Raw genomic sequence first — 24,396 nt, forward strand, 5'->3', positions numbered from 1 at the left:
ATCCATGTCTAACTCTATTCGCGACCGGACCACGCTTGACCTGACGCAACTGGAAGACTCTATAAAGTGCTGCAGCGCTAAGCTCAGGAAGCTACAGCGCTTCTGGATTCCCCTGCAAAAACACGCGCCGCGCCTGGTGCTGTCGCTGTGGATCATCGGGGTTGTGGCCTCGTTGTTTACCCAGTGCTACTACCACTGGCTGCTGCTGGCGCCGGCCATTTGCATCTTGATCATCCTGGAGATGGTGATCGAAGAAGTGCAAACCGACCTGTTATTGATGACAGCAGAGACGCGCTACCTGCTCGACATCACGCGCGGCCTGTATGCCGGTACATCCCTGCCTCAACCCCGTACGTTACGCACACCAGGTGCCCCATGCCGTCCGTCACACCGCCATTACTGAACGAACCCAGCCGCCAGATCGGCCAACAATCGGCCAGCCAGACGCTCAAAGCCATCGCCAAAGCCTACCCCGGCAAGTTGTTCTGCACCCTGTCCCTGGTGGCGCTGGAAAATGCCTTACTGCTGGCTTACCCCTTGTTCGCGGGGTTTGCCGTGGACGCCATTATTCGTGGCGATGGCAAGAGCGCACTGCTCTATGCCGCCGTGGTCCTGGGTTTCTGGGTAGTCGGCGCGGCGAGACGCGCATTGGATACGCGAACATTTACCCGCATCTATGCTGACCTTGCGGTGCCGGTGATCCTCAATCAGCGCCTGCAACGCCACAGCACCTCCAAGTCTGCCGCGAGGGTGGTACTGGCACGGGAATTTGTGGACTTCTTTGAGAAGCACGTGCCCACGATTGCCACCGCATTGGTCTCCATCGTTGGCGCCGCCGCCATGCTGCTGGCGATCGAACCCTGGGTCGGGCTGGCATGCCTTGGAGCGCTGGGGCTGTGTTTGATGGTGGTGCCAGGCTTTGCGCGGCGCAATCAACGACTGCATGAGCGCCTGAACAACCGACTGGAAAAGGAAATCAGCCTAGTGGAGCAAGTCGGCGCTCATACGCTACGCCGTCATTACCGGGTGCTGTCACGATTGCGCATTCGCTTGTCAGACCGTGAGGCCGTCGCCTTTCTCACCATCGGGCTGTTGGCGGCCTTGCTGTTCGTGGTCGCGATTACCCAGCTGGCGCTCTCCCCTGCGGTGAAGGCCGGGCATGTGTATGCGGTGATGACTTATCTGTGGACCTTCGTCAGTTGCCTGGACGAAGCGCCCAGCGTAGTAGACCAACTGGCGCGCCTCAAGGATATCGGCGAGCGCGTGGACCCCGGTTTGGGTGAAACGTCGCCTTGACTGCTCTCACGTCGACGCCATGGCGATTGGGTATTTTCAGACTACCCTCATCCCTACCAGTCGTCCGCTCCTGCCCGTGGGTATTCAATTTTGCGGCGCCTGGCCGATAGCTTGTAAGAACTGCTCGCTTTCCTCCTTATGAGTACGCCCCATGCGCCTGAGAAACCTGAACCTTGCCCCCCGTGCCACGTTGTTTTTTTCCGCGATCATCGCCTTAGTGCTGGTACTCGGCGTAATTGCCATTTTGCAAATGGGCAAGTTGCGTGACTCGGAAAAGGATGTGGAACTCAATTGGATGGCGAGCATCCGCCAAACCGCTCTGATGAACTCGGCGGTATTGCGCCTGCGCCTGGAAACCCAGCGGGCCGTGGCCGACCCTGAAACGATTCAGAAGACGCTGGCGGATTTTCCGGGCTATCGCAAAGCATTCAGCGATGCGGTATCCAACTATGAACCACTTATTGCAAGCGATCAGGAACGTGCCCTGTTCACCGCCGTGAAAACCTCGGCTGACGGTTATTCCAAACAGCTGGACGCGCTGGAGCCGCTGCTTAAGCAGGGTGACACCGCTGGCGTCGTCAAATTGGTCGCCAGCGGCATCCGCCCGCTGACCAATGCCATGGAAGGCCAGATCAAGGCCCTGACCGACTTCAACAACGAAGGTGCAGCGAAAGCCGGCCAAGCCGCCACGGACACCTTCAACGCCGGCACCTGGCTGGTAATTGGCTTGATCGTACTGGTGATGGCGATGACCGCCGGCCTGGCGTTCCTGTTGACCCGCAGCATCACCTCGCCAATTGGCGATGCTCTGTCGGTGGCCGAACGTATTGCTAACAGTGACCTGTCCAAAGAAGTCAGTGTGCATGGCACGGATGAAGCCGGTCGACTGTTGAAAGCGCTGGCGCAGATGCAGACCAACCTGCGCAACACCATCCTGCAGATTTCCGACTCGTCCGCACAGCTGGCCGCGGCCTCCGAAGAAATGACCGCCGTCACAGAACAGTCCAGCCGTGGCCTGGTATCGCAAAACGATGAAGTGAATCAGGCGGCCACCGCTGTTACCGAAATGAGCGCGGCCGTGGATGAAGTGGCGCGCAATGCCGAGTCCGCCGCCCAGGAATCCAAACGCAGCCAGGGCTTCACCGAAGTGGGCCTGGAGCGCGTCACGCAGACGCTGCGCTCCATCGAAAAACTGTCGGGTAATGTGGAAAACACCAGCGAGCAGATCCAGGGCCTGTCCAACCGCGCCCAGAGCATCAGTAAAGTGGTGGAAGTAATCCGCGCCATTGCCGAACAGACCAACCTGCTGGCCCTTAACGCCGCTATCGAAGCCGCGCGTGCCGGTGAGCAAGGCCGTGGCTTCGCGGTGGTTGCCGATGAGGTCCGCGCGCTGGCGCACCGTACCCAGGTGTCGACCCAGGAGATCGAGCAGATGATCGCCGCAATCCAGAACGAATCCGACGACGCGGTCAAGGCCATGGGCACCAGCAAGGAACTGGCCACCGAATCCCTCGGGGTGGCCCAGGAAGCCAGCAGTTCGCTGGATCAGATTGCAGCGGCGATTATCCAGATCAACGAACGCAATATGCTGATCGCCACCGCTTCGGAAGAACAATCCCATGTCGCGCGTGAAGTGGACCGCAACCTCGTGAGCATCCGCGAACTGGCCACCCAAAGCGCCGCCGGTGCCAGCCAGACGGCCAGCGCCTGTGGGGAGATGTCGAAGCTGGCGGCGAACCTGAACCAGTTGGTCAATCGCTTCGTGGTCTGATGCCCTCCGGAAGACCCCATCGGCCCGGCGCCTGCGGGCCCATTGGGCGTTTTTTGTGGTGAGCGGGAATGTGGGAAGGGGCTTGCCCCCGATAGCGCTGGGTCAGTCAGCCTCTCTGCCACTGACACACCGCCATCGGGGGCAAGCTCCCTCCCACTTTTAATACCCATTGCCCGGGCTGGATCAACTGAGCCTTAGCTGACTGGCATTAGGGCTTGCCCCGCACTGAGACGCGAAGCGGCCCTCTCCCCTACATCGGCGTGCTGCTCACCACCCGCAACGCCAGGCCCTCGTAAGCATCCAGAGTGATGGTAAAGGCCCCGTCTTCGGTCAGGTCGCCTTCGACCCGCTCATTAATAATGTCCACCACCGGGCCCGGCGCAATGTTGGGCAGGTGCAAGGTTTCGGTGATGGGCGTGGCGCCGAAGTTCAGCGCGGTGATTTGCGTGCCCTTACCCGCCGGCAGTTCGTGGACCATGATCAGCAACCCTGGATGCTCCACATCCGGGACCAGAGTCTGGCGGCTGGCGGCAATGTCATAAGCGCGGCGCACGGCGAGAATTTTCTGCAGTTGCGAGGCGAATGACTGCGGGTCTTGCAATTGCTGGTTCAGGCTGCCGTATAGACTCTTTGAGCGCGGCATCAGGCCGGCGGACAGTTGCGCTTCCGGGTTCAGGTCTACCAGGTCGTAGGCGCCGCGATGAATCCAGCGCGTGTCGCCGTCCTGCATCAGGTGCGCCACCTCATCCGCCGCCAGCGGCAGCGCGCCCACCAGATCCCAGCCGGACAACGCAAACACCCCAGGCTGCATGGCGTTGTACATGACCAGCAACAGGTGGATCTGCTGGATCTGCTGAATATCCGCCGCCGTGATGGCGTCCAGGTCACGAATGCCCAGCGCCGCCGTGATGATACTGACGGTGGTGCAGGATACGCCGTTGGTCACGAACTTGAGGTTGTACGGCGCATGTTCGCCGGTCAGGCGCTCGTACATCTGTTCGCGGATGTGCTCGCGCAGGATGTTGCCGGGGAAGGTCTGGCCCTGATAGAGGAAGCTGTCATGGGCATGCAGGGTCCAGAAGTGCACCAGCTCCAGGGTCAGTTCATCGTGGTTTTGCAGGGCGTGGATCAGCGAGCCGGGGTCGATGCCCTGGCGGTGCATTTCGCGCAGCATCAAGCGCAGGAATTCGGCATCCCCCATCAACAGGGCGTGCTGGTACGCCGGCCGGGTGATGAAGTCATAGGACAGGTCGGCGCCGCCGTGGGACATGGAGGCGATGTCATCCACGGTGAGGTTCAACTCCTGGAAGCTGAAACCGCCGGCCTTGCGAATCGCGCCACCGATCAGTTGGTTACCGGTGATCGACAGCGGGTGGCTTTCGGACCATGCGCCGCCCTCAAGCTTGCGCTCCACACCGAGAAAACCGTTGGCGTCCAGGCGCAGGATCTTCGCGCCCATCACGTCGATAGCATGCAGCGCATCACCGATGATCATTTGCTGCGCGGCAAACGAAGGGTCGAGCCAGTTGAGCGATGGCTGGCCTTCCTTGAAGTAATGCAGGTACACCCAGCGGCGCGGCTTGCCGTCGACGCCGACCACCACCGGTGTGGCGCTCCAATCGGTTTCCTTGACGCCAGGCTCGAAGAAGATCACTCGCTGTAACTGGCCGACGATGTAGTGCTTGTCGCGCAGCGCGTCCACCTGCAATGGGCTGAGGTTCTGCGCGTCGCGCCCCTCGGCCACGTCGGGCAACAATGCCCAGTCGTCCTCGCGGATTTCCACCATGTGGTAGAGGCCGGGGTAATCCTCGTAAGCCATCTCGGCCAGGCGGAAGTCCGCGCCTTTGCCGGTGTGGGACGGGATCACGTCATCGATAATCACCGCGTTATGGGCAGCGGCCATGCGTGTCAGCGCCTGCAATTGCGCCTCGGTGCCCAGCTGTGGGTCGATCTCGAAACTGATGCGGTCGAAATTGCCGTCGATGGTCGGCGTGTGTCGCGTACCGTTAAGGCCACCGGACTTTTTCAACGGGCCGTTATGAATGCCCTGGATGCCGATTTTCGACAAGGCGTGCCACAGGCTTTCATCCCCCAGCGCCTCCAGGACCGTGCCGCCGTCGCGGGTCACGATGGACGCCGGGTACGCGGTAAACCACACCGAAGACAGCGCCGACGCATCCCGCGGCCGCGTCTGTGCGTACGGCTGTTGCCACATCCGACCCTGCCCCGAATAGAGCTTGGCGCGCTGACGCGCCGCGTGCAGCATCGATTGTTCCACCAGCCAGTTCACATGGGTGTTGTCCGCCGCCGTCATAAGCTTGATACCTGTCGTCGTAAAAAGTGACTCGTAAGCATATGAGGGGCACGGGCGCCATTCGTTGCATTGCAATCACGCCAACGCGGGCCCTCCCCCCGTCGCCTGCCGGTACTGGCGCGGCGTAAACCCCGTGGACGCCTTGAACTGCCGGGTAAACGCGCTGTGGTCGGTATAGCCGCACTGCAAGGCGACCTCGGTGATCGGCAGTTCGCTGTGCAGCAAGCGGTGGGCGTGTTCCAAGCGTACTTTCTGGATCATTTGGCGCGGCGTCAGGTTGAAGACGCGCTTGCAGTAACGCTCCAACTGCGCCACGGAAATGCCGGCGATGTGCGTCAGCTCACCGAGGGTGACGCGGCGGTTGAAGTGGCGGCGAATATGCTCATCGACGGCGGCCAGGCGCTGATAGGCCGGGTGGGTTTCGCTGGCCGATTGCAGGTCCACCGAGATACCGGCCAGGCCGATAATCGCGCCCCCACGGTTGTACAGCGGCCATTTGTGGGTCAAGCACCACCCCGGTTCGCGGCTGCCGTACAGGTGCAGTTCGAGTTGATCTGCCAGCACCAAACCCTCCTCCAGCACCCGTCGATCCTGCTCGGTATAGCCCGGCCCCAGTTGGGCGGGGAACACCTCGGCGCTGGTCTTGCCCAGCAGCGGTCGCAGTTGTTTGAGGCCACAGCGCTGCACCAACGTGCGGTTGGCCAGGGCGTAGCGAGCTTGCATATCCTTGATGAAAATCGCGGCGTTGGGGATCACATCCAGCATCGGCAGCAACTGCGCAACGGCGCTTACCAGCTGTTCGAGACTGTCGGGGCGAGCGGCTGCCTCACCCTGGCAAAGGCCCGCAAATACGCTGTGCAGCATGATCGTCTCCCCGGTTGAGCCTTTTCGCGTAGCAGATTGCATGATGCCCGCCGCACTGTCGAGCCAGGTAAAACTGTGCCGATTTCGTCATCGATGGCCGCGTAAACCATCAATCGCCTGTGCCTCGGTGAGTTCACTGTAGGGCCGTGGATGGCGCTCCAGTAACCCACAGCGCACCGACCTGATTGCGTTGACTTCTCGGCGCTACTGTCCACCGCCCACTACGTGCTGCTGGGAACCGCGTTCTTTCGGCGGCAACCGCCCTCGGCCACTCATTGATTGGAGCGTCTGATGAAACGATTACATGTGATCGACTCCCACACCGGCGGCGAACCCACGCGTCTGATCCTCAGCGGCTTTCCAGCCCTGAGCGGCGGCAGCATTGCCGCGCAGCTGGATAGCTTGCGCAACGAACACGATCAGTGGCGCCGCGCCTGCCTGTTGGAGCCCCGTGGCAATGACGTACTGGTCGGCGCGCTGTACTGCGAGCCGGTCACAGCGGGCGCCACCTGCGGGGTGATCTTCTTCAATAACGCTGGCTACCTGGGCATGTGTGGTCACGGCACCATCGGCTTGGTCGCCTCGCTGCATCATTTGGGGCATATCGCACCGGGAGTGCACATGATTGACACGCCGGTGGGTCCGGTGACCGCGACGCTGCACGAGGACGGCGCGGTCACCCTGCGCAACGTACCGGCCTACCGCTTTCGCCACCAGGTGGCGGTGGATGTGCCCGGCCACGGCGTGGTCAAGGGCGATATCGCTTGGGGCGGTAACTGGTTCTTCCTGGTCTCCGAGCATGGCAAGTCGTTGGAGATGAACAACGTCGACGCCCTCACCGAGTACACCTGGGCGATGCTCAAGGCCCTGGAAAACCAGGGTGTCCATGGCGCCGATGGCGCGCTGATCGACCATATCGAATTGTTCGCCAGCGACCCCGACGCCCATAGCCGCAACTTCGTGATGTGCCCCGGCAAAGCCTACGACCGCTCGCCCTGCGGCACTGGCACCAGCGCCAAACTCGCGTGCCTGGCCGCCGATGGAACACTCGCGCCCGGCCAGACATGGACCCAGGCCAGCATCACAGGCAGCCAGTTCACGGGCCATTACGAATGGGACGGCGAGCGGGTCATCCCCTTCATTACCGGCCGCGCCTATATGACCGCCGACAGCGTGCTGCTGATCGACGAGCAAGACCCTTTCGCCTGGGGCATTTAAGCCCACCCCCATTTGACTTGAAGGAGTACGACCATGAGCGACAGCGTTTTCGCCGGCTGCATCCCGGCCCTGATGACCCCTTGCACCGCCCAGCGCCAACCGGACTTCGATGCGCTGGTCGCCAAGGGCCGCGAACTGATCGAAGCCGGCATGAGCGCGGTGGTGTACTGCGGTTCCATGGGCGACTGGCCGCTGCTCACCGAAGCCCAACGCCAGGAAGGTGTGGCGCGGTTGGTAGCGGCTGGCGTGCCGACCATTGTCGGTACGGGGGCGGTTAATAGCCGTGAAGCGGTGTCCCACGCCGCCCATGCGGCCAAGGTCGGCGCCCATGGCCTGATGGTGATTCCTCGGGTGCTGTCCCGTGGTGCGTCCGTCACCGCACAAAAGGCGCACTTCGCGGCCATCCTCAATGCCGCGCCGGAGCTGCCGGCGGTGATCTACAACAGCCCCTACTACGGCTTCGCCACCCGCGCCGAGCTGTTCTTCGAACTGCGCCGCGAGCACCCGAATCTCATTGGCTTCAAGGAATTCGGCGGTGGCGCCGACCTGCGCTACGCCGCCGAACACATCACCTCCCAGGACGATAGCGTGACCCTGATGGTGGGTGTGGACACCCAGGTGGTGCACGGTTTCGTCAACTGCAACGCCACCGGCGCCATCACCGGTGTGGGCAATGCCCTGCCGCGGGAAGTGCTGCACTTGGTGACGCTGAGCCAGCAGGCGGCCAAGGGCGATGCCAAGGCGCGACGCCTGGCCCGCGAACTGGAAAGCGCGCTGGCGGTGTTGTCATCATTCGATGAAGGCTGCGACCTGGTGCTGTACTACAAATACTTGATGGTGCTCAACGGCGACAAAGGCTACGACCTGCACTTCAATGCGACCGACGTGCTCAGTGACGCCCAGCGGCGTTATGCCGAGCAGCAGTTCGCGCTGTTCCGCCAGTGGTACGCCAACTGGTCGGCGGAGCAGCATTGTGCCTGAGTGCGTACGCGCCGCCGTGATCGCCGCGATGGTCAACCGGCGCAACGTGAAAGCCTTGGCCGACGCACAGAGAGAGGCATAGCCGATGAGCCGTAGGGATATCGTGGTGGTCGGCGCCGGCATTATCGGCGTGGCTTGCGCGTTGCAGCTGGCGCGCCAGGGCCGCCAGGTGGTGGTCATCGATCCGCAAGCCCCGGGCATGGGCGCCTCCTATGGCAACGCCGGGCACCTGGCCACCGAGCAGGTATTCCCGATTGCCGACTATTCGATTCTCAAGCGCCTGCCCGCCATGCTGATGGACCCCATGGGCCCGCTACGCCTGGACTGGCGCTACCTGCCCCGCGCCCTGCCCTGGTTTACGCGTCTGCTGCTCAACCTGCGCGCGGCGCCTTACCAGCGCACGGTGGCCGGCCTTCGTGCGCTTAACGAGCAAAGCCTGGGCGCCTGGCAACGCTTGCTGGCCAGCCTGGATCGGCCACAGCTGATGCGCCAGAACGGCTCACTCCTGGTGTTCGAACGGGCCGAGTCGCGGGCGGATATCCAGGGGCTGCAGCACCGCATGCAGCAGCAAAACGTGCCGGTGGAGTACTGGTCTGCCGAGGCGATTCGCGCGGCGGCGCCGCAGTTGAGCGAACGCCTACAAGGGGGGCTGTTCTTCCCGGCCACCGGGCACTTTGTCGACCCGTTCTATGTGGTGGGCGAACTGGTCTGCGCCGCTGAAGCTGCAGGCGTACAGTTTCTCCGCCGTCGCGTGGTCAGCGGGAAAGTCGATGCCGAGGGCGTCTGCCTGTTCACCGACCACGCGCCGCTACTGGCGCGTCAGGTGCTGATCGCCTGCGGCGCGCATTCGGCGGCGCTGACAGCGGCCCTGACCGGTAAACCCATCCCGTTGGACACCGAACGCGGCTACCACCTGATGCTGCCCCATGAGCACCAGCGCCTGCCGTTCGCCGTAACCTCCCTGGAGCGCAAATTCATCATGACCCCCATGACCGGCGGCCTGCGCCTGGCCGGTACGGTGGAGTTCGCCGGGCTCGGACGCCCCGCCAATATGCAGCGCGCTTGGCAGTTGCAGCGCTTAAGCCATGGGCTGTTCCGCGAAGAACTGGACGCCAGGGACGCCACGCCGTGGATGGGCTTTCGACCGTCGCTACCCGACTCGCTACCGATCATCGATCGGGTGGCCGACGGCAAGGTACTCCTGGCCTTCGGGCATCAGCACCTGGGCTTGACCCAGGCAGCGATTACGGCAGAGATGGTCGCCGGGTTGGCGGCAGACGGGCCAATGCCAGCAGGGTTGCCGGCACTGGCGCCTTATCGGCTGGAGCGTTTTTAGCGGCGCGTGTCAGGCCGCATGACCTGCGGCGTTGAACAATCCGTCGGCCATGCCCTGGATCTCATCCGCCATCCATAACCGTCCCAGCCATTCGGAGGGAATCGCCGCTGCCCCGTAATAGGCACCGGCCAATTGACCGACTATGGCGGCGGTGGTGTCGGCGTCATCGCCCAGGTTGGCCGCCGCCAGTACCGCATCGGCAAAGCTATCGGTGTGATCAAAGCACCACAGCGCAGCTTCCAGGGAGGCCACCGAATAGCCCGAGCCGACAATCTCGGCGCAGGGTTTGTCACGGTACCCGCCTGCCGCAATGGCCTTCACCTTGGGTGCCATCAACGGTACATCGGCCAACTCCAGCACTTGCGCTTTCGACGCGCCGCCGAGGGCATTACAGATGGCCTGTGCCAGCACCAGGCAGCAGTCAATGGCTTCCTGGGCGGCGTGGGTGGTGCGGGAACTGTCGACGCTGAAGGTGCGGACGTTTTGCAGGTCCGGGTAATAAAACAACACCACGGGCGCCAGGCGCATCATCGAGCCGTTGCCGGCCGAATAGGGATCGGTTGAGCCGGCGAACGGGTTGTCGGTGTTCTGGAACAGCGTCAGCGCCTCGCGCACGGTCATGCCGATATCGAAACAGTCGCCGGTCGAACTCAAATAGCCCCACTGCCACCAGTTGAGGTAGCGCCCCATCTGGTCACGGGCATCGAACCCACCTTTTTGCAGCAGGCTCTCGGCCAGGCACAGAGCCATGGATGTATCGTCCGTCCACTGCCCCGGCTTGAGATTGAACGGCCCGCCGCCGACCATATCGGTGATCGGCGCAAAACTGCCCCGGCGCTTGAATTCCAGGGTTGTCCCCACAGCATCGCCGCAGGCCAGGCCCAGCAAGCTGCCACGGTAACGGTCCTTCAAGGTGATCGACATCGGCACTCCTCGGAAAAATTCCAGACGGTGCCCATGCTACTTGACCAGGCGCTTCTCTTTCGAGGGGCGGTAGCCGAAGTAGGCGCTGTAGCACTTGCTGAAATGGCTCGGCGATACGAACCCGCAGGCCACCAGCACCTCCACTTGGGACAGCTCGGTATGCTGTAGCAGTCGGCGCGCTTCGGTCACACGCAGCTCCATGTAATAGCGCTGCGGCGTGGTGCCCAGTTGCTCCTTGAACAGGCGCTCCAACTGCCGCCGCGAGCGGCCGGCGTAGACCGCCAACTGGTCGAGTTCCAGCGGTTCTTCGAGGTTGGCGTCCATCAGCTTGACCACTTCCCGCAGCGGGGCGCTGACGCTGATGTTTTCAGTCGGTTTGATACGCCGGTAGCGTGATTCCTCAAATGCGAGGATGTCTTCGATGCCTTCCACCAACGCCTTGCCATGCAGGCTCTTGATCCAGTCCAACGCCATATGGAATGCGCCCGAGGGGCTCGATGCAGTCAGGCGGTCGCGGTCGATCACAAAGGGTTCGCTGGTGACCTTGGCGGCCTTGGACACCTCGGCCAGGGCCGGGCGATGTTCCGGGTGAATGGCGCACTGATAGCCCTGCAACAGCCCGGCCCGTCCAAGAAACCAAGACCCGTTCCACAACCCGGCCAAGCCCACGCCCATCTCGGCGGCGCTGCGCAACAGGTGGATGAAGTCTTCGCTGGCCTTTAGCTCAGTGCGAAAGCCACCGCAGATCACCAGCAGGTCCAGTTCGTGCAGCACGGACGCGTCCAAGCATGCCTCAGGGCGAATCACCAGGCCCAGGTCACTGATAACCTCGCCATCGTCACAGCCAAAGGTGCGCGTGGCGAACAGCTCGGGGCGCAGCAGGTTGGCGGTGACCAGGGTGTCGAGGGTCTGGGTGAAAGCCGGCAAGGAGAAATGTTCGAGCAACAGAAACCCGACGCGGGTGACCGACGCCAGTTGCTGGGAGGTTTCGTTAAGGTAGCGCAGGTTCTTGCCCTTCATGCCACCGCTGAATTGACGTCTTTCCATCGAGGGTTGGCCCACTCTTATTGTGTTGATGCCGTGGGCGCCATCTTAGGGGCAAAAGCGTCGTCTGTCTCAAGCACTGATCTGGAAAAACCCGACGCCCTGCAAAGCCCGGTGCAGAAGCGCGACTGGTGCATCTGATACGGTTTTTTCTTTGTTATCTGCGTCTGTACCGAAAACCTGCCCGGGCGGACAATGGCCAGCGTTCCCACTCCCCTTCCCTTCGGAGGTCCAATGACCAAGATGGCACTCTTCCTGTTCGGTTTTCTGGTACTGACCATCGGCATTGGCCTGTTGGCGACCATCTCGCCGGTCTGAACGCCTACCCGGCCAAGAACATCGGGTACAGCGACAACACCAACAAACCGGCCATCACCCCGTTGAACACACGCACCCAACGCGGTTCACGCAGCAAGTTGCGCAGCCCCGTGCCGCAGCCCAACCAGACACACACGCTGGGCAGGTTGACCACGGCGAACACCAATGCAATCACCAGCACGTTGGTCACGTAGCCTTCGGCGGGGGTATAGGTGGTGATCGCGCCCAACGCCATGATCCAGGCCTTGGGGTTCACCCACTGGAACGCGGCGGCGGCGAGGAACGTCATGGGTTTGCCGCGCTCGTCCATGCTGTCGGACATGCCGCCTGCCGTGGCGATCTTCCACGCCAAATACAGCAGATACGTCGCTCCCACGTAGCGCAGCAGGGTGTAGGCCCAGGGCAATAGTTTGAACACCTCGCCCAACCCCAACCCGACTGAAATCACCAGCAGCATAAAGCCGATGCTGATGCCCAGCGCATGGGGTATGGAGCGGCGAAAACCAAAATTCACCCCCGAAGCCAGCAACATCGTGTTATTCGGGCCGGGGGTGATCGAAGAGACAAAGGCAAACAGCACAAAGGCTGACAACAAACTGGTAGGCATGACCATCCCGAGGTATCCGAACAAAGGTGGCAAGCCTGGAACACTAGTGATTTATCCCGGCGAATGCCCCGTACAGCCAGGCGCGGATCGAGGCATACACTTTTGGCGCACATTGCCATGCAGTTTCACAAACCTTTCACAGATGATCGCCTAAGGTGAATCCAGCAGCTCCTAATGAACATCCCTTTTAGCCCGCACTCCCCATCGCGGGCTTTTCTTTGCCTGAGTTTTACCGACGGTTTAATGCGCAATAGCGGAGAAGCAGATGGCGGAATTAATAAATGATCTGGATGGCCCTCGAAACGCCCAGCAGGAGCTGTTCTATGACCTGGAAGATGCGGCGGCGGTGATCGGCTGGTCGGTAGTGGAGCTAGCGACGCTGGCGGCAGATGGCGCATTGCTTAAACAGGCAGCGGCGCTGAAGAAGGTCTGTGAGTTGCTCGCGGCCCAGCAGGGCAAGCTCACGGGTTATGCGCAGGAGGTGAAACAGGAGCGCATCAGCCGGTCCGAAGTCAAATCCAAACTGTGAAATCGATCACATTTAGAGAGGCCCAGCGTTGAAGCTCAAAATTTGAGCAAATAGTATTTCGCCGCACCTGGGCGCTCATCTATAGGGAAATTGCCATGCGCCAGCCCGGGGCCACTGACCTGCGCAGGCAATCAAACATTGAGGTTTGCCATGCGCCTGTCCACTCTCGCACCTACCGCCGTTCTGCTCAGCCTGTTCACCCTGCCCGCCCACGCCGCAGACTTATCGGCCCTCACCGGCGCCCTGTCGACCGCACTGGGTGGCGCAAATAACAGCAACGCCGGCAACACCAACAACGCCGCCTCCTGCCAGCAACAAATCCGCGACCTTCAAGCCAACATCAACGCCGCCAACGCCAAAGGCGACACCCTGCGCGCGACCGCTTACCAAGCGGCACTGACCCAGACCAATAAAAGCTGCACCAACTCCACCTACAACACACAAGCTCAAGTGGACACCAGCTCACAACGCCAGCAGAACGTGAACAAAGCGGCGGATGCGATCAATGCGATTGGTGGGTTGTTTAAATAACGGAGGCAGACGCATTAGCGGTTTTGCCAGGGAACCCAGCCTGAGGCGGCCGCGCTCCACACCGGTCCACGAAAGAAAATTGGGGTCAGATCACCATTGTTTAAATGTGGTCTCACCCCATTATTTTTTCCCTGTTTGGTCAGTGCAAGACCGAAAACGTCTCCGTCTTCGCTTGGAGGATGGCGGAATCAAATCCGTTATCGATGGACCGGCGCACGAGAGAAGGCAGCAATCAAAGCGTCAGCTGATGATGGTCCCTTGCTGGCAACGAGCATTCGTCAGTTCCATTCAAGGGCATGCGGCCCAAAGCTGCTAGCGAGATCGAGCTAACGCACGCGAGCCGCGTACTAGGTCACTCCACAGAGGAAATGACCAAGAAGGTTTATCGACGAGTCGGTGAAATTGTGAAGCCTACGAAATGACCCGTTGCCAATTGTACGATAGGCAGAAATCGGCCAAAAGCGGACCGCCAGCGCGGTTCTGATTCAGCCCGATAGTCGAAGCTCACAGCATGCGACTGCATATCTAAAGTCATTCTGGCTTATTGCTTACACCCATATCCCTATTGGCTCCCTCTCGCCGTCCAGTTTACTGGGGGGGGATTGAAGACCCTCTAAGCCCAGCGGGAGCATGCTCCCTCGCCACAGGGGAACATTAAAGTCATAAGACTTGTATTGGCCACTGGGTAATTGGCATAGTGCTGCCACTCCCCAACTGACCCGGCGCCAAGGACTAAATCAGCCAGAAGCTGACGGAAGTTCAGGGCCTTGCCAGGTTGCTTGTTCCAAGGATATGGACATTTACCCCATGAAAACATACGCAGCGCTGGCCCTTGCGCTCACCACTCTGTGCAGCACCGTCCACGCGGCGAGCTGGCAGATTTGCCGGCTGGACTTACAGATCGTCAACGTCTTGAAACAACCGTACCCACAGCTGCAGGGGCGGATCCTCAAGGTCACCCCGACCACCACCACCACCACCACGCAATGTCCCCAGCAAGGCTCGATGGTCACCTTCACCCCGGAAACCACCGATTACCAGAACACCCTACCGCGTCGGCAATGGCCTCGAAAAGGCCAGTCCGTGCAGATTGACTACCGGTATCTGGATGGGGTTTGCAAGGGCGACGGCCACCCGCATCCGTGTCGCATCGAACACTATCCACTCATGGGACGCTAATCGGGCGTCACTCGCTCACGCAACTTCGCAGCAACCCATCGCATGGATATGCCCAGCACGTCTTCGCGCGAAATGCGTGGCGCTGTAGCATCATGAATTCTGCCAGCAATCCAGCCCTAAGGACGATTGATGGCTATTAACTTTGAACCCAAGATAGGGCAGATCTTGGAGCGGATTTACCATCGCTATCGATCCAGGAATCTATTCGCTGCTCAGGTGTTAACTGGCGGCAACCAGAGAGAGCCACTAAGCCTGTTAATAACAGCAGCGCGGAGGTTAGCCGACAATCGGCCCGGGATGTCATTTTAATGGTCGACACTCTTTCGTTCCTTGATATGACAAAAATCGCCATTTTACCTTGCATGCCAGACCACCGGACATTGCAACTCGATTTTTCGCCGGCAGATTGCTGCCTGTCGTGAAAGGCTCCATTCGACCCATTGCAGTCCATCGCGATCAGCGGCAGTTGGATCACGAGTCGAACGGTGAAACTGAACAACGCTATTTTTTACAACCGGCTGAGTTGCCCGCTTGAAGTATCAGAGCTCTGAGCCGCTGAATTTTCCTGATGCAATACATTCTAAAAAAATTCTTTGTTCTGGTTTAAGAAGTTTGCGTGGCGTATAGACGTGCTCATCAGGCTCCCTTAGCCACCTTGCCAAACCTCGGCTCGCGGATTCCTTGAGATTGTCCGCACGGATTGAGTCATAAAGGGAAAAGGTCTGGACTGATGGGAAAGCCCTCATCCTACGCCCGCATGGCCCCTACTGACAGCAATCGGCCCAGAGTGTGTAAAATCGCTTCGCCAAAATTGAAGTGTGCGCGTCTACGTTAAATCTGAAATTTATCAGCACATCTGTAGATATGGATTTCGCGTAGAAACGCGATTTGCGGTGCGGTTTGGAGTACCTGACGCGCTCAAAAACGTTTTTACACAGCCTGGGCCAGAAGCGGACGCTCGCCCGAGCCTTCTCTGCAAGGACCTGGTGGTCAGAATGAGTGGAAGCTATAACAAGTAGATATATGATCTTCCTACAAAATGAGATTCGATTCAGACCTATGATTCTTCAATATCCACCGGTGTGACCAGAGTACGGAAAGATGATAAGTGATTCAGATTTGGCCGAAATGGTTCCTTCAGCGCTAACGGGTGTAACTGTCGGGATCGGTTCGCAGATCCTGCTTTTTGGTGATATGGCTAGCGGGTTAATTCAGTGTCCATTCGTCAGTGATATGCTCTCGCCGGTACCTTCAATGCAGGCTACCTAGCTTATGATTTGGAGTCACTTAATCACCGCTCATTTAATCGCTGAAACAAGAGAACTTTCAGCGTCACCGCGTTGGCAAAATCCAGACGCCCCTGGATCCGCGCAAGTAGTAGAGTTGAGCACGCGCCTTAGTTCTCCAAAGGAGTACAGTGCCTTCCGAGATACCCCTGAAGGCGACTATTTGCTGTATGTAATCGAGGCATACGAGGATGCCATGAATAATGATTGGCTTCCTTATGAAATCATCGGCCTTCCACTTGAGCGGGCACGGGAATTTATCACGCAAGTCGCAAGTGAGTTGGCGTCGGGCCCGACACCTCACTTCATTCCAAACATTAGGGCAGTTTATTCAATACTCTCTGCTCTCTAAATCGACGCGACATATCTGATCTAAAGAGCTGCTTCTGGCCGATTTATGCCGTTCGTGACGGGCAGCAACCGGCCAATAGCTGACACTCCGTTTGTCTACAAATCCAGGAGCGCTTCACTGCGTAGCCGATGAAACGACTACTTTTTAAAAACTGCTAATCTTTCACTTCCGCTGATTAAAAGATCGCTTAAAAATCTGATTGATTGACATACTAAATATGGCTCGGTCAACTGTGAAATCTAATGTGTCGGATACGGCGATTAGTGACCTTAATTCTTCAGGGAAGTCTTCGATGCTAGCGCATACCGTTGGAATCAAATATCGAAAGTAGTCTCCAATTTCCGCGTCGCCCTCATAACCAATCGGATTGTCTTCGCTGGACACGTAATCTTCTAGCGCGTGATAAACATAGAAGCCTTTTATTGATGGAAGTGAATACTCCGTGAGCTCTTGATAAAAGTTCGAACTCTCTAAGACTATGCGTTCCATTTCGTCGCGCGACGAGGGTTTGAGGTGCCTGCGAAACCTATATATATCTAAAAGAGTTTGACCTTCCTTGTTTTTTGGATAACTTTGAAACTCACGCGACTCTTCCCACATAAACTCATTTATACTGTCGAGTTTTTCCTCTAGCTCTGGAATAGCCAACAAGCTCGAAGGGATAGGGCCGAAACAGTTATTCACCATTACAGCTATACGCCCATGTCGATCCATGGCGAACCACGTGAAGATAGTCCCAAAACTTGGCTGCCAATCTTTATCTAACGGCATTACTTCACCTCTGGTAAAACGTGTATATCGCCTGAGATTATTATCGCCAGTGCTGGATTGGCCCTGTTACAGAAACTTTACTGATCCAGGATCCTACCCTGTGAACTATTACCAGCGCTAGATATTTACTGACGGGATGGGGCAGTGGCATAGGCCTCTGGGTCAATTCGACGTCAGTTTCAACAGGCTCGTGCCTAACGTCCACTTTTTCCTGCTTTTGCACGGTATGATCAACGTCAGCTTGCGGCCAATAGCAGACACTTGCGATCGACCGCTACCGGAAAATTTAATGACAGAGTAAGCTATGGTTTTGGCTGAGCGCTTAGTTAGCGCTTGAGGCTGAGGGAGGGGGTAGCGTCGGACTGCTATGATTTATGCCAGAATACAAAACCTGGAAACTTCGACGAAGAAGTCGATTTCGAAACGGTTCCGTTGATCATCAAGCGAGGGGGCGATACCAACTTCACTCGTGCGATGAGGGGTTTGAGATCTACAACAGGAAAACTGGAGCATTAAGCAACACAGCAAAACCCTAAGAGTAGCGTCGGTTCGAAAGTGCCCGTGCGATTTAGAGCTGCTCATGGTTCGATTTAACGATTGCTCTGAGGGCCTACATGTTCTCCATCACGCATTAGTGAATACGTCTTCCTTGTATAATTTAGAGCCCGTCCCTGGGCAAAAATAGTAGCCAATCGCTTTAGCTGGAAATAAAATTTCTCCCCTCCATAACTTCCAACAGACAGCGCTTCAGGTCTGCGAGTCGATCAAGCCTGCAATACTTTGCAAGTTTGAACATCAAGCTTTCTGTATTAACAGTGGCGCATCCCTTTGAACGTATAAAATGATCTAAAATAGGAAGCAAAAAATCTTTCCCTGACACACCGTCGACAGCATCAATTTGTGCGGATTTGAGTTCGACCTCACTTCTAATTCTCTGCCATTCAATTTCACCAACTTGAGCAACGCAAGCCTGCTTAATGAACTCATCTAAAGTCATAATTTTTCCGACATCTACTACTGGCGGTTTTTTTCGACCTTGTTGAGTTATCACTGAACTATGACCATAAGAAACAGTTTTTAATTCAGGACAAGCAACTCTTGCAGCAGCAAAGGTTACAAATAAATTTTTTAATGCATCCACAGAGACTAGTGCTTCATGCCATTCGAGATCCGTTAGCGCCTGCTCCCGCATTACAGTGCCAGAAGACTCAACGATAAGCTCGACCGTTGCATCCTTACAAATCAAATAGTTCTCAATGCAGTATGCTCGATGCTGGAATAAATTAGTCTTCCCTACTTCTCTGACGCCTAAAAATAGATCAAGATCTCCATCAATAATAAAGAGAGCAGGAGTACTGTGATCAAAATCCTCGCAGTAGTTTAAGACATTTTTTCTTCCGTTTAGAGGGATAATTTTACGAATCTTCTTTTCGCCCTCAATCATTCGATTTAACAGTTCAAAATAAAACGCTTCAGAATTACTATCCTCAACATACACTTCAATCGGCTGAAGCTGTCTATAAAGCAATCCTATACTTTTAGACGCTGCGGATGACCAGGTCAATATTGATACGCCTGACATTCATATGCCTCCATTCAGCGGCACGTAAAAACTATTTCTACCTCCGATGATGGCAGGAGAATGCGTGGCCAATATTATTTGCAGATCTGGCCCTGCCGCTTGAACGGCTTCTAGGAACATGTCTTGCCAAGAAATATGTAATGATAGCTCTGGCTCATCCACAATAAATATACCACTTTGAGGGAGGAGGTCGTTTAAGCATAAATGAGTCAGCATAATCAGGATTTGCCGTTCTCCTGAAGACAAAATAGTCAGTGGTCGCTCAGTCCCTGAGATGCTAATAGAAACTTCGCCCCCGCTTGTAATTTCGATATTTTTACTAGTTTGCTTCAAAAATAAATTTATTAAATGCTCAAGCTTTGCCAGATCACTACTAATTGCAGTCTTGGCCTGCTCATACTCCTCGATCATTTTCAGAAGCCGATCAATTCGAGCCATCTGATGGCTATTCGAGAACCACTTACCTAGAATCTTAGAAGATTCAAGTGATAACACATCAGATTTCCCCGAAATAGGTATACCGCTTACACCTTTTTTTCTTGATGTTGCACTAGATTTAGCAGCATCTGAATTATGTTTATCAAAAACTTCATAAACGCTTTTGGAGAGAGAGATTAAATTTTCAAAGAAACTATCATACATTTGTTCGAAGTCATCAGACTTGAACTCCAGCGCGAGCAGTGCAGCCTTAATTGTTTTCTGCTTGAGCTTAAGATCTCGAGGCGTATTACTCTTGGGCAGGGACGCTCCAGAGCTCTCGTGAGCAACATGAAAGGAGTCTAGAATAATTCGATCTCTAAGCTTCTTGTCTTCTAATGCCTGACTATCTTTTACCTTCGAGCTTTTTTTGGTAATAAGTTGCAGCGCCTCATCCATGCCACTATCTACATCTGTTTTCTTTTGCTTCTCCTCCCCCCAAAAATGAGAAATCGAAACAAAGTCGCTGGGGGAGGCAGCTTTGATAAAACGTCGATCCAAGCTCAAAAACATTGGAGGCGGAAGAGAGCTAATGAAGCCAAATACTTTATTGCTTCTGAATTTTTTGGCACTAACTCGTTCTCGAGAACCTCGAAATTCCTGCAGACTGGCAATAAGCGTTTCGCTTGGCAGTGTAGAGACGCTGAGTTCCAGCACGTCCCCAACCTGCGTTGCAACAATATCAAAGCTCAGACTCTCAGAGACAGTTAAAGTTAATTTTGCCTCAGAAAAACTCAACTCAGCGAGCTCTTCAATAGATGGTTTCAGCATAGAAACTATCAGGTTTAGGGCAGTGGTTTTTCCTGCACCATTAAGACCTGCAATAAAATTGACATCCTGATTAAACGATATATTGAAGTCTAAGTGATTGTGTACATTTTTTGCTTCGAATCGTAAAAGCTTCATGAAAGCATCCATTTCACATGAGAACCCCATAATCTAACGTGATACACCACGTAGCACAATGCCACCAATCTCAGGATGGAAACCTCTTTTCCTTTGGCTTACTGAATCACAGCCCGCACTTGGCGGTACAACTCCGTCATGCTAAGCGACGGTAGCTGAGCTCGCCGCTTCTCAGTGCTGAAGTCTTCCATCGAGCTCATCGCTGTAGCGATTTAATGCCCGCTGGGAATGGCCGCTTCTGGCCGTTAGTGGACATTTAGACCCCTTAGTCTCGAGCACAATCCCACGTTCCATCAAGGAGAGCCGTACCGATAACGGCCTCTTAAGCTTCCCGAAAAAGGTAGAGTTGCGGAAACGATCCCAAATCGCAGGCAATAAAAAACCCCGTAGACGTTAATCTACGGGGTTTTTAAGAGTGGAGGCCGAGGTCGGAATCGAACCGGCGTAGGCGGATTTGCAATCCGCTGCATAACCATTTTGCTACTCGGCCTCAGACGATCAATGCCCTGATTGCTGGCACTCACCGTATGCAAACTTGAGTGGGCTGTGTAAAGCCTGCCTCTACTCTAACTCATTGAATACATTGAAGTTTTTAAAGCTTCGATGCGTTCGATGGGCGCCATTATGTACTCATTTGCCGGGGCCTGCAACCCCTTGATTTCAAAAATATTTCGCATTGGCATCAAGGGCTTGCAGGTTGGGTTCACTCCTTGATGACTTGCTGGCGGTAGTGTGGGTCGGCCTGGATTTGGTCGTCTGTGAACGGGAGCGGGCTGAGTGTTTTCTTGGAAAACGCTTGAGTTTGGTCCTTGGAATAGGGGGAGGCAGGGTTGCTGGATTGGGAGAATGCCAACACACCTTCAGCATGGGGGCCGTGGTCGTCGAAGGTGACGATCTGCAGGTAACTGCTGCCGCTGATCACTTCGCGTTTAGCATCGCTGCGGGGCACGCTTTGCATGGCGTTGTAGATGCCCAGTTCTTGAGGGCCGCCGTGGATCGGGGTTTGGCCGGATACTTGAACATCCCCCCAAGTACTTGTGGAAGTCAGCCCGCGCTTGGCAACGTCGGCGGCGGAGGCCAGCATCGCTTCGCGCACAGCCTTAGCTACCGCTGGACGCTCGATAGCCACGCCCCGTGGGGTGGTCAGGGGTTGGCTCGGATCGAAGGCGACGCGCCAGGCATCGGGGATTTGTTGCAGGTGCTCCATCAGATTGATGAAGTGCACCAGGCCCACGCCGCTGTCGAGGTTGGCGTGGCGGTCCCAGGTTTTAAGGCTGTCGCACAGCGGTTGCAGGGTCTGCGGGTCAGTCGCGAGGTGGTTGGCGCAGAATTCCAGCAGGTCCGGCATGACCTGCCCGGCCAGGTACACCTCGTTGTCCATCACCATATTGCGTAAGTCAGCGGCGTTGATCGGCCGGTTGCTGAGGCTGTGCAAGCGCTGCAAGGCGAAGCGTGCGCGCGGGCCAAGGCCGATGCGGTCCTGGCTGATCACCGGCGAGAAGCCGCTTAACGGCGCTTGCGGATTGGCCAGCCAGGCCGAGTCGTTGGAATGCTGCACGTAGTCGCTGCGTAGCAACTGCGGCAGTTGATCGGCCGCAAATATACCCGGCTGAGCGGCCTTCGGATCGATATCCCAGGCGCAGGCGCTATGGGCGCCGTCCAGCACAATCATCTGCAAACCGGCGCGCGGGTCGCTGCACTGGGCCAGTTTGGTCGTGCTGACGTTGGGCACCACCGACAGGTTCATGTATAGGCTCTGGCCCTGGTCATCAGCGGCCAGGGTGTTGACCCACGGGATGCCTTGCAAGCTCTGCACCGAGGTTTGCAGCGCCTTGACGCTACCGGCCTGGTTCATGGCGTACCACTGTTGCAGCACGCGGTCGTTGCCCAAGTTGGCGTCGCGCAGGCTGAACGCATAGCGCCGGTCCCAATCGAGCTTGCCGGGCCATTGCACCACGGGGCCGAACTGGGAGCTGTACAGCGTGTGGTTCACTTCTTTGAGGCTGCCATCGGCTTGCTTGACCTGGACCGCCACCGAGGTTTTATCCAGCGCGATGGATTTGCCGTCGAGCAGGTAGCGCGTGGCATCGTTCGGGTCCAGGGTCAGGCGGTACAAGGTAAAGTGCTTGGACGTATCGACCGTGTGGGTCCACGCCACACGCCGGTTGAAACCGATATTGATCACCGGCAACCCTGGCAACGCAGCGCCCATGACATCCAACTGGCCGGGAATGGTCAGGTGCATCTCGTAAAAACGCATACCGCCCACCCACGGAAAATGCGGGTTGGCCAACAACATGCCGCGCCCGTTGAACGAGCGCTCCTGCCCCACCGCCACGGCGTTGCTGCCGCGATCCAGGCTGAAGCGTTGCTGCTGCGCGGCGGCCAGTGCAAAAGCCTTGGCGTCGGGCTGCACACTGGCGCTCGCCTGAGGCGGTGTTGCGCCCACCAAGGCTTCGGCGAATTGGCCGACACCGCCTTCCACCAGCAGCCTGCGGGTCAGTTTGACCAGGTCCTCGGCCACCAGCGGCCGGACCCACGCACCTTGGCACTGGGCCGGCGCGCCCCGCTCTTGCAGATAACGGTTATAGCCGGCCACGTAGCCTTCGATGCGTTGCTGGATCTGCGGGCTCTGCGCCTTCCAGAACGCGGCAACCGCCTGAGGCGTGTTCAGCCAATGAAAGAACACATCGCTGGCCAGGTTGTTGCGCTCCTCCAGCGTGGCCTGCTCGGGCCCGAAGTAACGCGCGCGCTCGCCGTTGACGGTCACCACTTCGTTAGCCAGCAGGCACATATTGTCCTGGGCATAGGCGTATCCGATGCCATAGCCCAGACCGCGCTCGTCACTGGCCCGGATATGCGGCACGCCGAAACCGGTGCGCCGGATCTCGGCAGAGGCTTGCGTGGCCTGCTCGCGCGCCGATGCGGCCAGGCTGACGCCCAGCAATACTCCGAGCGCACATACCCTGGACAACCTGTTGTTAATAATCACACCGACTCCGCCGTCAAATGGAACGTCTTTACGCGGGGCGACCACCCCACCGTAAGAACGCACATCGGCCCGCGGAATTTAGCGCGCAGGTTGTGACAAAACCGATACCGACGAAATTTCTACATTCGGCGCTTCATGATTTCGCTCGCTCGTTCGTCTTATTGAATAAGAGCGCCATCATTTTCCTGATCAGGCTCTGATAAGGAGTTTTCTGCATGTACAACCCGCAAGTGCCCACGGAAGGACATCTCTCGGCCGCCGATGCCAACTTCGGCAGCGGCACGACCGCCTTCGGCAAGACGCCGGAGCAAGGCAACCAGCGTATTCGTCATTTGCTCAAATGTTTCGGTCTGCGCACCAGCCTGATCCGGCTGAAGGTCATCGACGCCCTGCTCACCGCCGCCGACAACCAGCGCACCCTCGGGGTACGCGGCGTGCACAGCCACCTGCTGGCGCTGGGCATTCCATTGTCGTTTCTCAGCGTGCGCGAAGTACTCAAACGGCTGTGCAGCGAGGGCGTGATCACCCTCAATGCGGACAAAAGCTACAGCCTCCACGAAGAGGCTGCCAAGGTGCTCGACAACAGCGCCTGACTTACGGCTTGACCTTGCGCCGCATGATGCCGTTGAGCACCACCACGACCACCGCGACGGCAATGGCGATGGTCTGGAACGTTTTTTCACTGATAGACCCGATGCTCTGCAGGTAAGACAGGCCAAACATCGTCGCCAGCACCACCAAGACAATCAGTATCGAATATTTCAAACGTTGCTTTTGCGTCATCACGACTTCCTGAATCTGAAGGTTGTATTTACGGCCTTGCGCCGAACAGGGCGCGGTGGGCGTCTATGTTACAGACGATGAGAGGCTTTGGCTTGTTCGAGGCGGTGACCTCTGGCATTACGTGGGGCCGGGGTAACGTTTCCATGCGCTACGGACACGAAGGCATACACAGTGCAAGCAGCACAGGCGGAACTTGCGCGGGCGTTTTCCGCAACCAACGGGGGTGCCTGGGGAACAGGGAACCTCCCAAAGACAGGCGCTTTTTCTTGATATGTCTGGAAAAGGTACCCGCAAATGAACAGTCTTGCATCCGCTCCCGCACTGCACCTCAACCC

General features: G+C 57.4%; 20 protein-coding genes and 1 tRNA gene. 10 read left to right on the top strand and 11 right to left on the bottom strand.

Annotated features, from left to right (window positions below):
* Positions 1-4: 4 nt before the first annotated feature.
* The 3 genes from HRH33_RS14430 to HRH33_RS14440 all read left to right on the top strand — a co-directional run bounded on the left by HRH33_RS14430 (position 5) and on the right by HRH33_RS14440 (position 3,067).
* Complete coding sequence (locus HRH33_RS14430; RefSeq protein WP_167417121.1) at positions 5-403, top strand: hypothetical protein; 399 nt, start codon at positions 5-7, stop codon at positions 401-403.
* Positions 376-1,296 carry an ABC transporter six-transmembrane domain-containing protein gene (locus HRH33_RS14435; protein ID WP_034138023.1) on the top strand — a complete coding sequence of 307 codons (921 nt, stop codon included), beginning with the start codon at positions 376-378 and terminating at the stop codon, positions 1,294-1,296. The genes HRH33_RS14430 and HRH33_RS14435 overlap by 28 nt, the downstream gene beginning before the upstream one ends.
* Positions 1,297-1,447: 151 nt before the next feature.
* Positions 1,448-3,067 (top strand): methyl-accepting chemotaxis protein, encoded by a 1,620-nt coding sequence (locus HRH33_RS14440; RefSeq protein ID WP_167417120.1) that lies wholly within the window; start codon positions 1,448-1,450, stop codon positions 3,065-3,067.
* 250 nt (positions 3,068-3,317) lie between these two features.
* Here the strand turns inward: HRH33_RS14440 and treS are convergent, their stop codons facing one another.
* Positions 3,318-5,381 (bottom strand): maltose alpha-D-glucosyltransferase, encoded by a 2,064-nt coding sequence (treS, locus tag HRH33_RS14445; RefSeq protein WP_167417119.1) that lies wholly within the window; start codon positions 5,379-5,381, stop codon positions 3,318-3,320.
* A 75-nt stretch (positions 5,382-5,456) separates the two neighbouring features.
* Positions 5,457-6,245, bottom strand: a complete 789-nt coding sequence (locus tag HRH33_RS14450; protein WP_047882165.1) for an AraC family transcriptional regulator — start codon at positions 6,243-6,245, stop codon at positions 5,457-5,459.
* Positions 6,246-6,536: 291 nt separating this feature from the next.
* On the opposite strand from HRH33_RS14450, the gene HRH33_RS14455 reads away from it, so the two are divergent.
* The 3 genes from HRH33_RS14455 (at position 6,537) to HRH33_RS14465 (ending at position 9,780) form a co-directional block, all read left to right on the top strand.
* The gene (locus HRH33_RS14455; protein WP_167417118.1) at positions 6,537-7,463 is read left to right on the top strand and encodes a 4-hydroxyproline epimerase; all 927 of its coding nucleotides are present in this window, start codon (positions 6,537-6,539) and stop codon (positions 7,461-7,463) included.
* 33 nt (positions 7,464-7,496) lie between these two features.
* Positions 7,497-8,444, top strand: a complete 948-nt coding sequence (locus HRH33_RS14460) for a dihydrodipicolinate synthase family protein (RefSeq protein WP_034138019.1) — start codon at positions 7,497-7,499, stop codon at positions 8,442-8,444.
* An 85-nt stretch (positions 8,445-8,529) separates the two neighbouring features.
* Complete coding sequence (locus HRH33_RS14465; protein ID WP_167417117.1) at positions 8,530-9,780, top strand: NAD(P)/FAD-dependent oxidoreductase; 1,251 nt, start codon at positions 8,530-8,532, stop codon at positions 9,778-9,780.
* Positions 9,781-9,789: 9 nt separating this feature from the next.
* On the opposite strand, the gene HRH33_RS14470 is transcribed toward HRH33_RS14465, so the two are convergent.
* The 3 genes from HRH33_RS14470 to HRH33_RS14480 form a co-directional block, all read right to left on the bottom strand.
* Positions 9,790-10,704, bottom strand: coding sequence for an ADP-ribosylglycohydrolase family protein (locus HRH33_RS14470; protein WP_167417116.1), 915 nt, complete (start codon positions 10,702-10,704; stop codon positions 9,790-9,792).
* A gap of 36 nt (positions 10,705-10,740) precedes the next feature.
* Positions 10,741-11,724, bottom strand: coding sequence for a GlxA family transcriptional regulator (locus HRH33_RS14475; RefSeq protein WP_167417222.1), 984 nt, complete (start codon positions 11,722-11,724; stop codon positions 10,741-10,743).
* Between the two features lie 346 nt (positions 11,725-12,070).
* Positions 12,071-12,679, bottom strand: a complete 609-nt coding sequence (locus tag HRH33_RS14480) for a LysE family translocator (RefSeq protein WP_167417115.1) — start codon at positions 12,677-12,679, stop codon at positions 12,071-12,073.
* Between the two features lie 259 nt (positions 12,680-12,938).
* Here HRH33_RS14480 and HRH33_RS14485 point away from each other — a divergent pair, with 259 nt between their 5' ends.
* From HRH33_RS14485 to HRH33_RS14495, 3 genes are all read left to right on the top strand, one after another.
* Complete coding sequence (locus tag HRH33_RS14485) at positions 12,939-13,202, top strand: hypothetical protein (RefSeq protein WP_167417114.1); 264 nt, start codon at positions 12,939-12,941, stop codon at positions 13,200-13,202.
* Positions 13,203-13,352: 150 nt separating this feature from the next.
* Positions 13,353-13,733 carry a DUF1090 family protein gene (locus tag HRH33_RS14490; protein ID WP_034138014.1) on the top strand — a complete coding sequence of 127 codons (381 nt, stop codon included), beginning with the start codon at positions 13,353-13,355 and terminating at the stop codon, positions 13,731-13,733.
* An 807-nt stretch (positions 13,734-14,540) separates the two neighbouring features.
* Entirely contained in the window at positions 14,541-14,912 is a 372-nt protein-coding gene (locus HRH33_RS14495) for a hypothetical protein (RefSeq protein ID WP_167417113.1), read from the top strand.
* A gap of 1,800 nt (positions 14,913-16,712) precedes the next feature.
* On the opposite strand, the gene HRH33_RS14500 is transcribed toward HRH33_RS14495, so the two are convergent.
* The 5 genes from HRH33_RS14500 to pvdQ form a co-directional block, all read right to left on the bottom strand.
* A complete protein-coding gene (locus tag HRH33_RS14500; RefSeq protein ID WP_167417112.1) occupies positions 16,713-17,321 on the bottom strand; it encodes a hypothetical protein in 609 nt (202 codons plus the stop codon).
* Positions 17,322-18,018: 697 nt separating this feature from the next.
* Entirely contained in the window at positions 18,019-18,903 is an 885-nt protein-coding gene (locus HRH33_RS14505) for a DUF4435 domain-containing protein (RefSeq protein WP_167417111.1), read from the bottom strand.
* Positions 18,904-20,286, bottom strand: coding sequence for an AAA family ATPase (locus HRH33_RS14510; RefSeq protein ID WP_167417110.1), 1,383 nt, complete (start codon positions 20,284-20,286; stop codon positions 18,904-18,906).
* Between the two features lie 416 nt (positions 20,287-20,702).
* Positions 20,703-20,776, bottom strand: a tRNA-Cys gene (locus HRH33_RS14515).
* Positions 20,777-20,989: 213 nt separating this feature from the next.
* The gene (gene pvdQ / locus HRH33_RS14520) at positions 20,990-23,278 is read right to left on the bottom strand and encodes a bifunctional acylase PvdQ (protein WP_167417073.1); all 2,289 of its coding nucleotides are present in this window, start codon (positions 23,276-23,278) and stop codon (positions 20,990-20,992) included.
* A 215-nt stretch (positions 23,279-23,493) separates the two neighbouring features.
* Between pvdQ and HRH33_RS14525 the strand changes: the two genes are divergently transcribed.
* The gene (locus tag HRH33_RS14525) at positions 23,494-23,871 is read left to right on the top strand and encodes a hypothetical protein (protein WP_034138242.1); all 378 of its coding nucleotides are present in this window, start codon (positions 23,494-23,496) and stop codon (positions 23,869-23,871) included.
* 1 nt (position 23,872) lies between these two features.
* Here HRH33_RS14525 and HRH33_RS14530 read toward each other — a convergent pair whose 3' ends face one another.
* A complete protein-coding gene (locus HRH33_RS14530) occupies positions 23,873-24,061 on the bottom strand; it encodes a hypothetical protein (RefSeq protein WP_034098077.1) in 189 nt (62 codons plus the stop codon).
* Between the last annotated feature and the right edge of the window lie 335 nt (positions 24,062-24,396).

This window comes from Pseudomonas rhodesiae (genome assembly GCF_013285305.1).
In the GTDB taxonomy this organism is placed as follows: Bacteria; Pseudomonadota; Gammaproteobacteria; order Pseudomonadales; family Pseudomonadaceae; genus Aquipseudomonas; species Aquipseudomonas rhodesiae.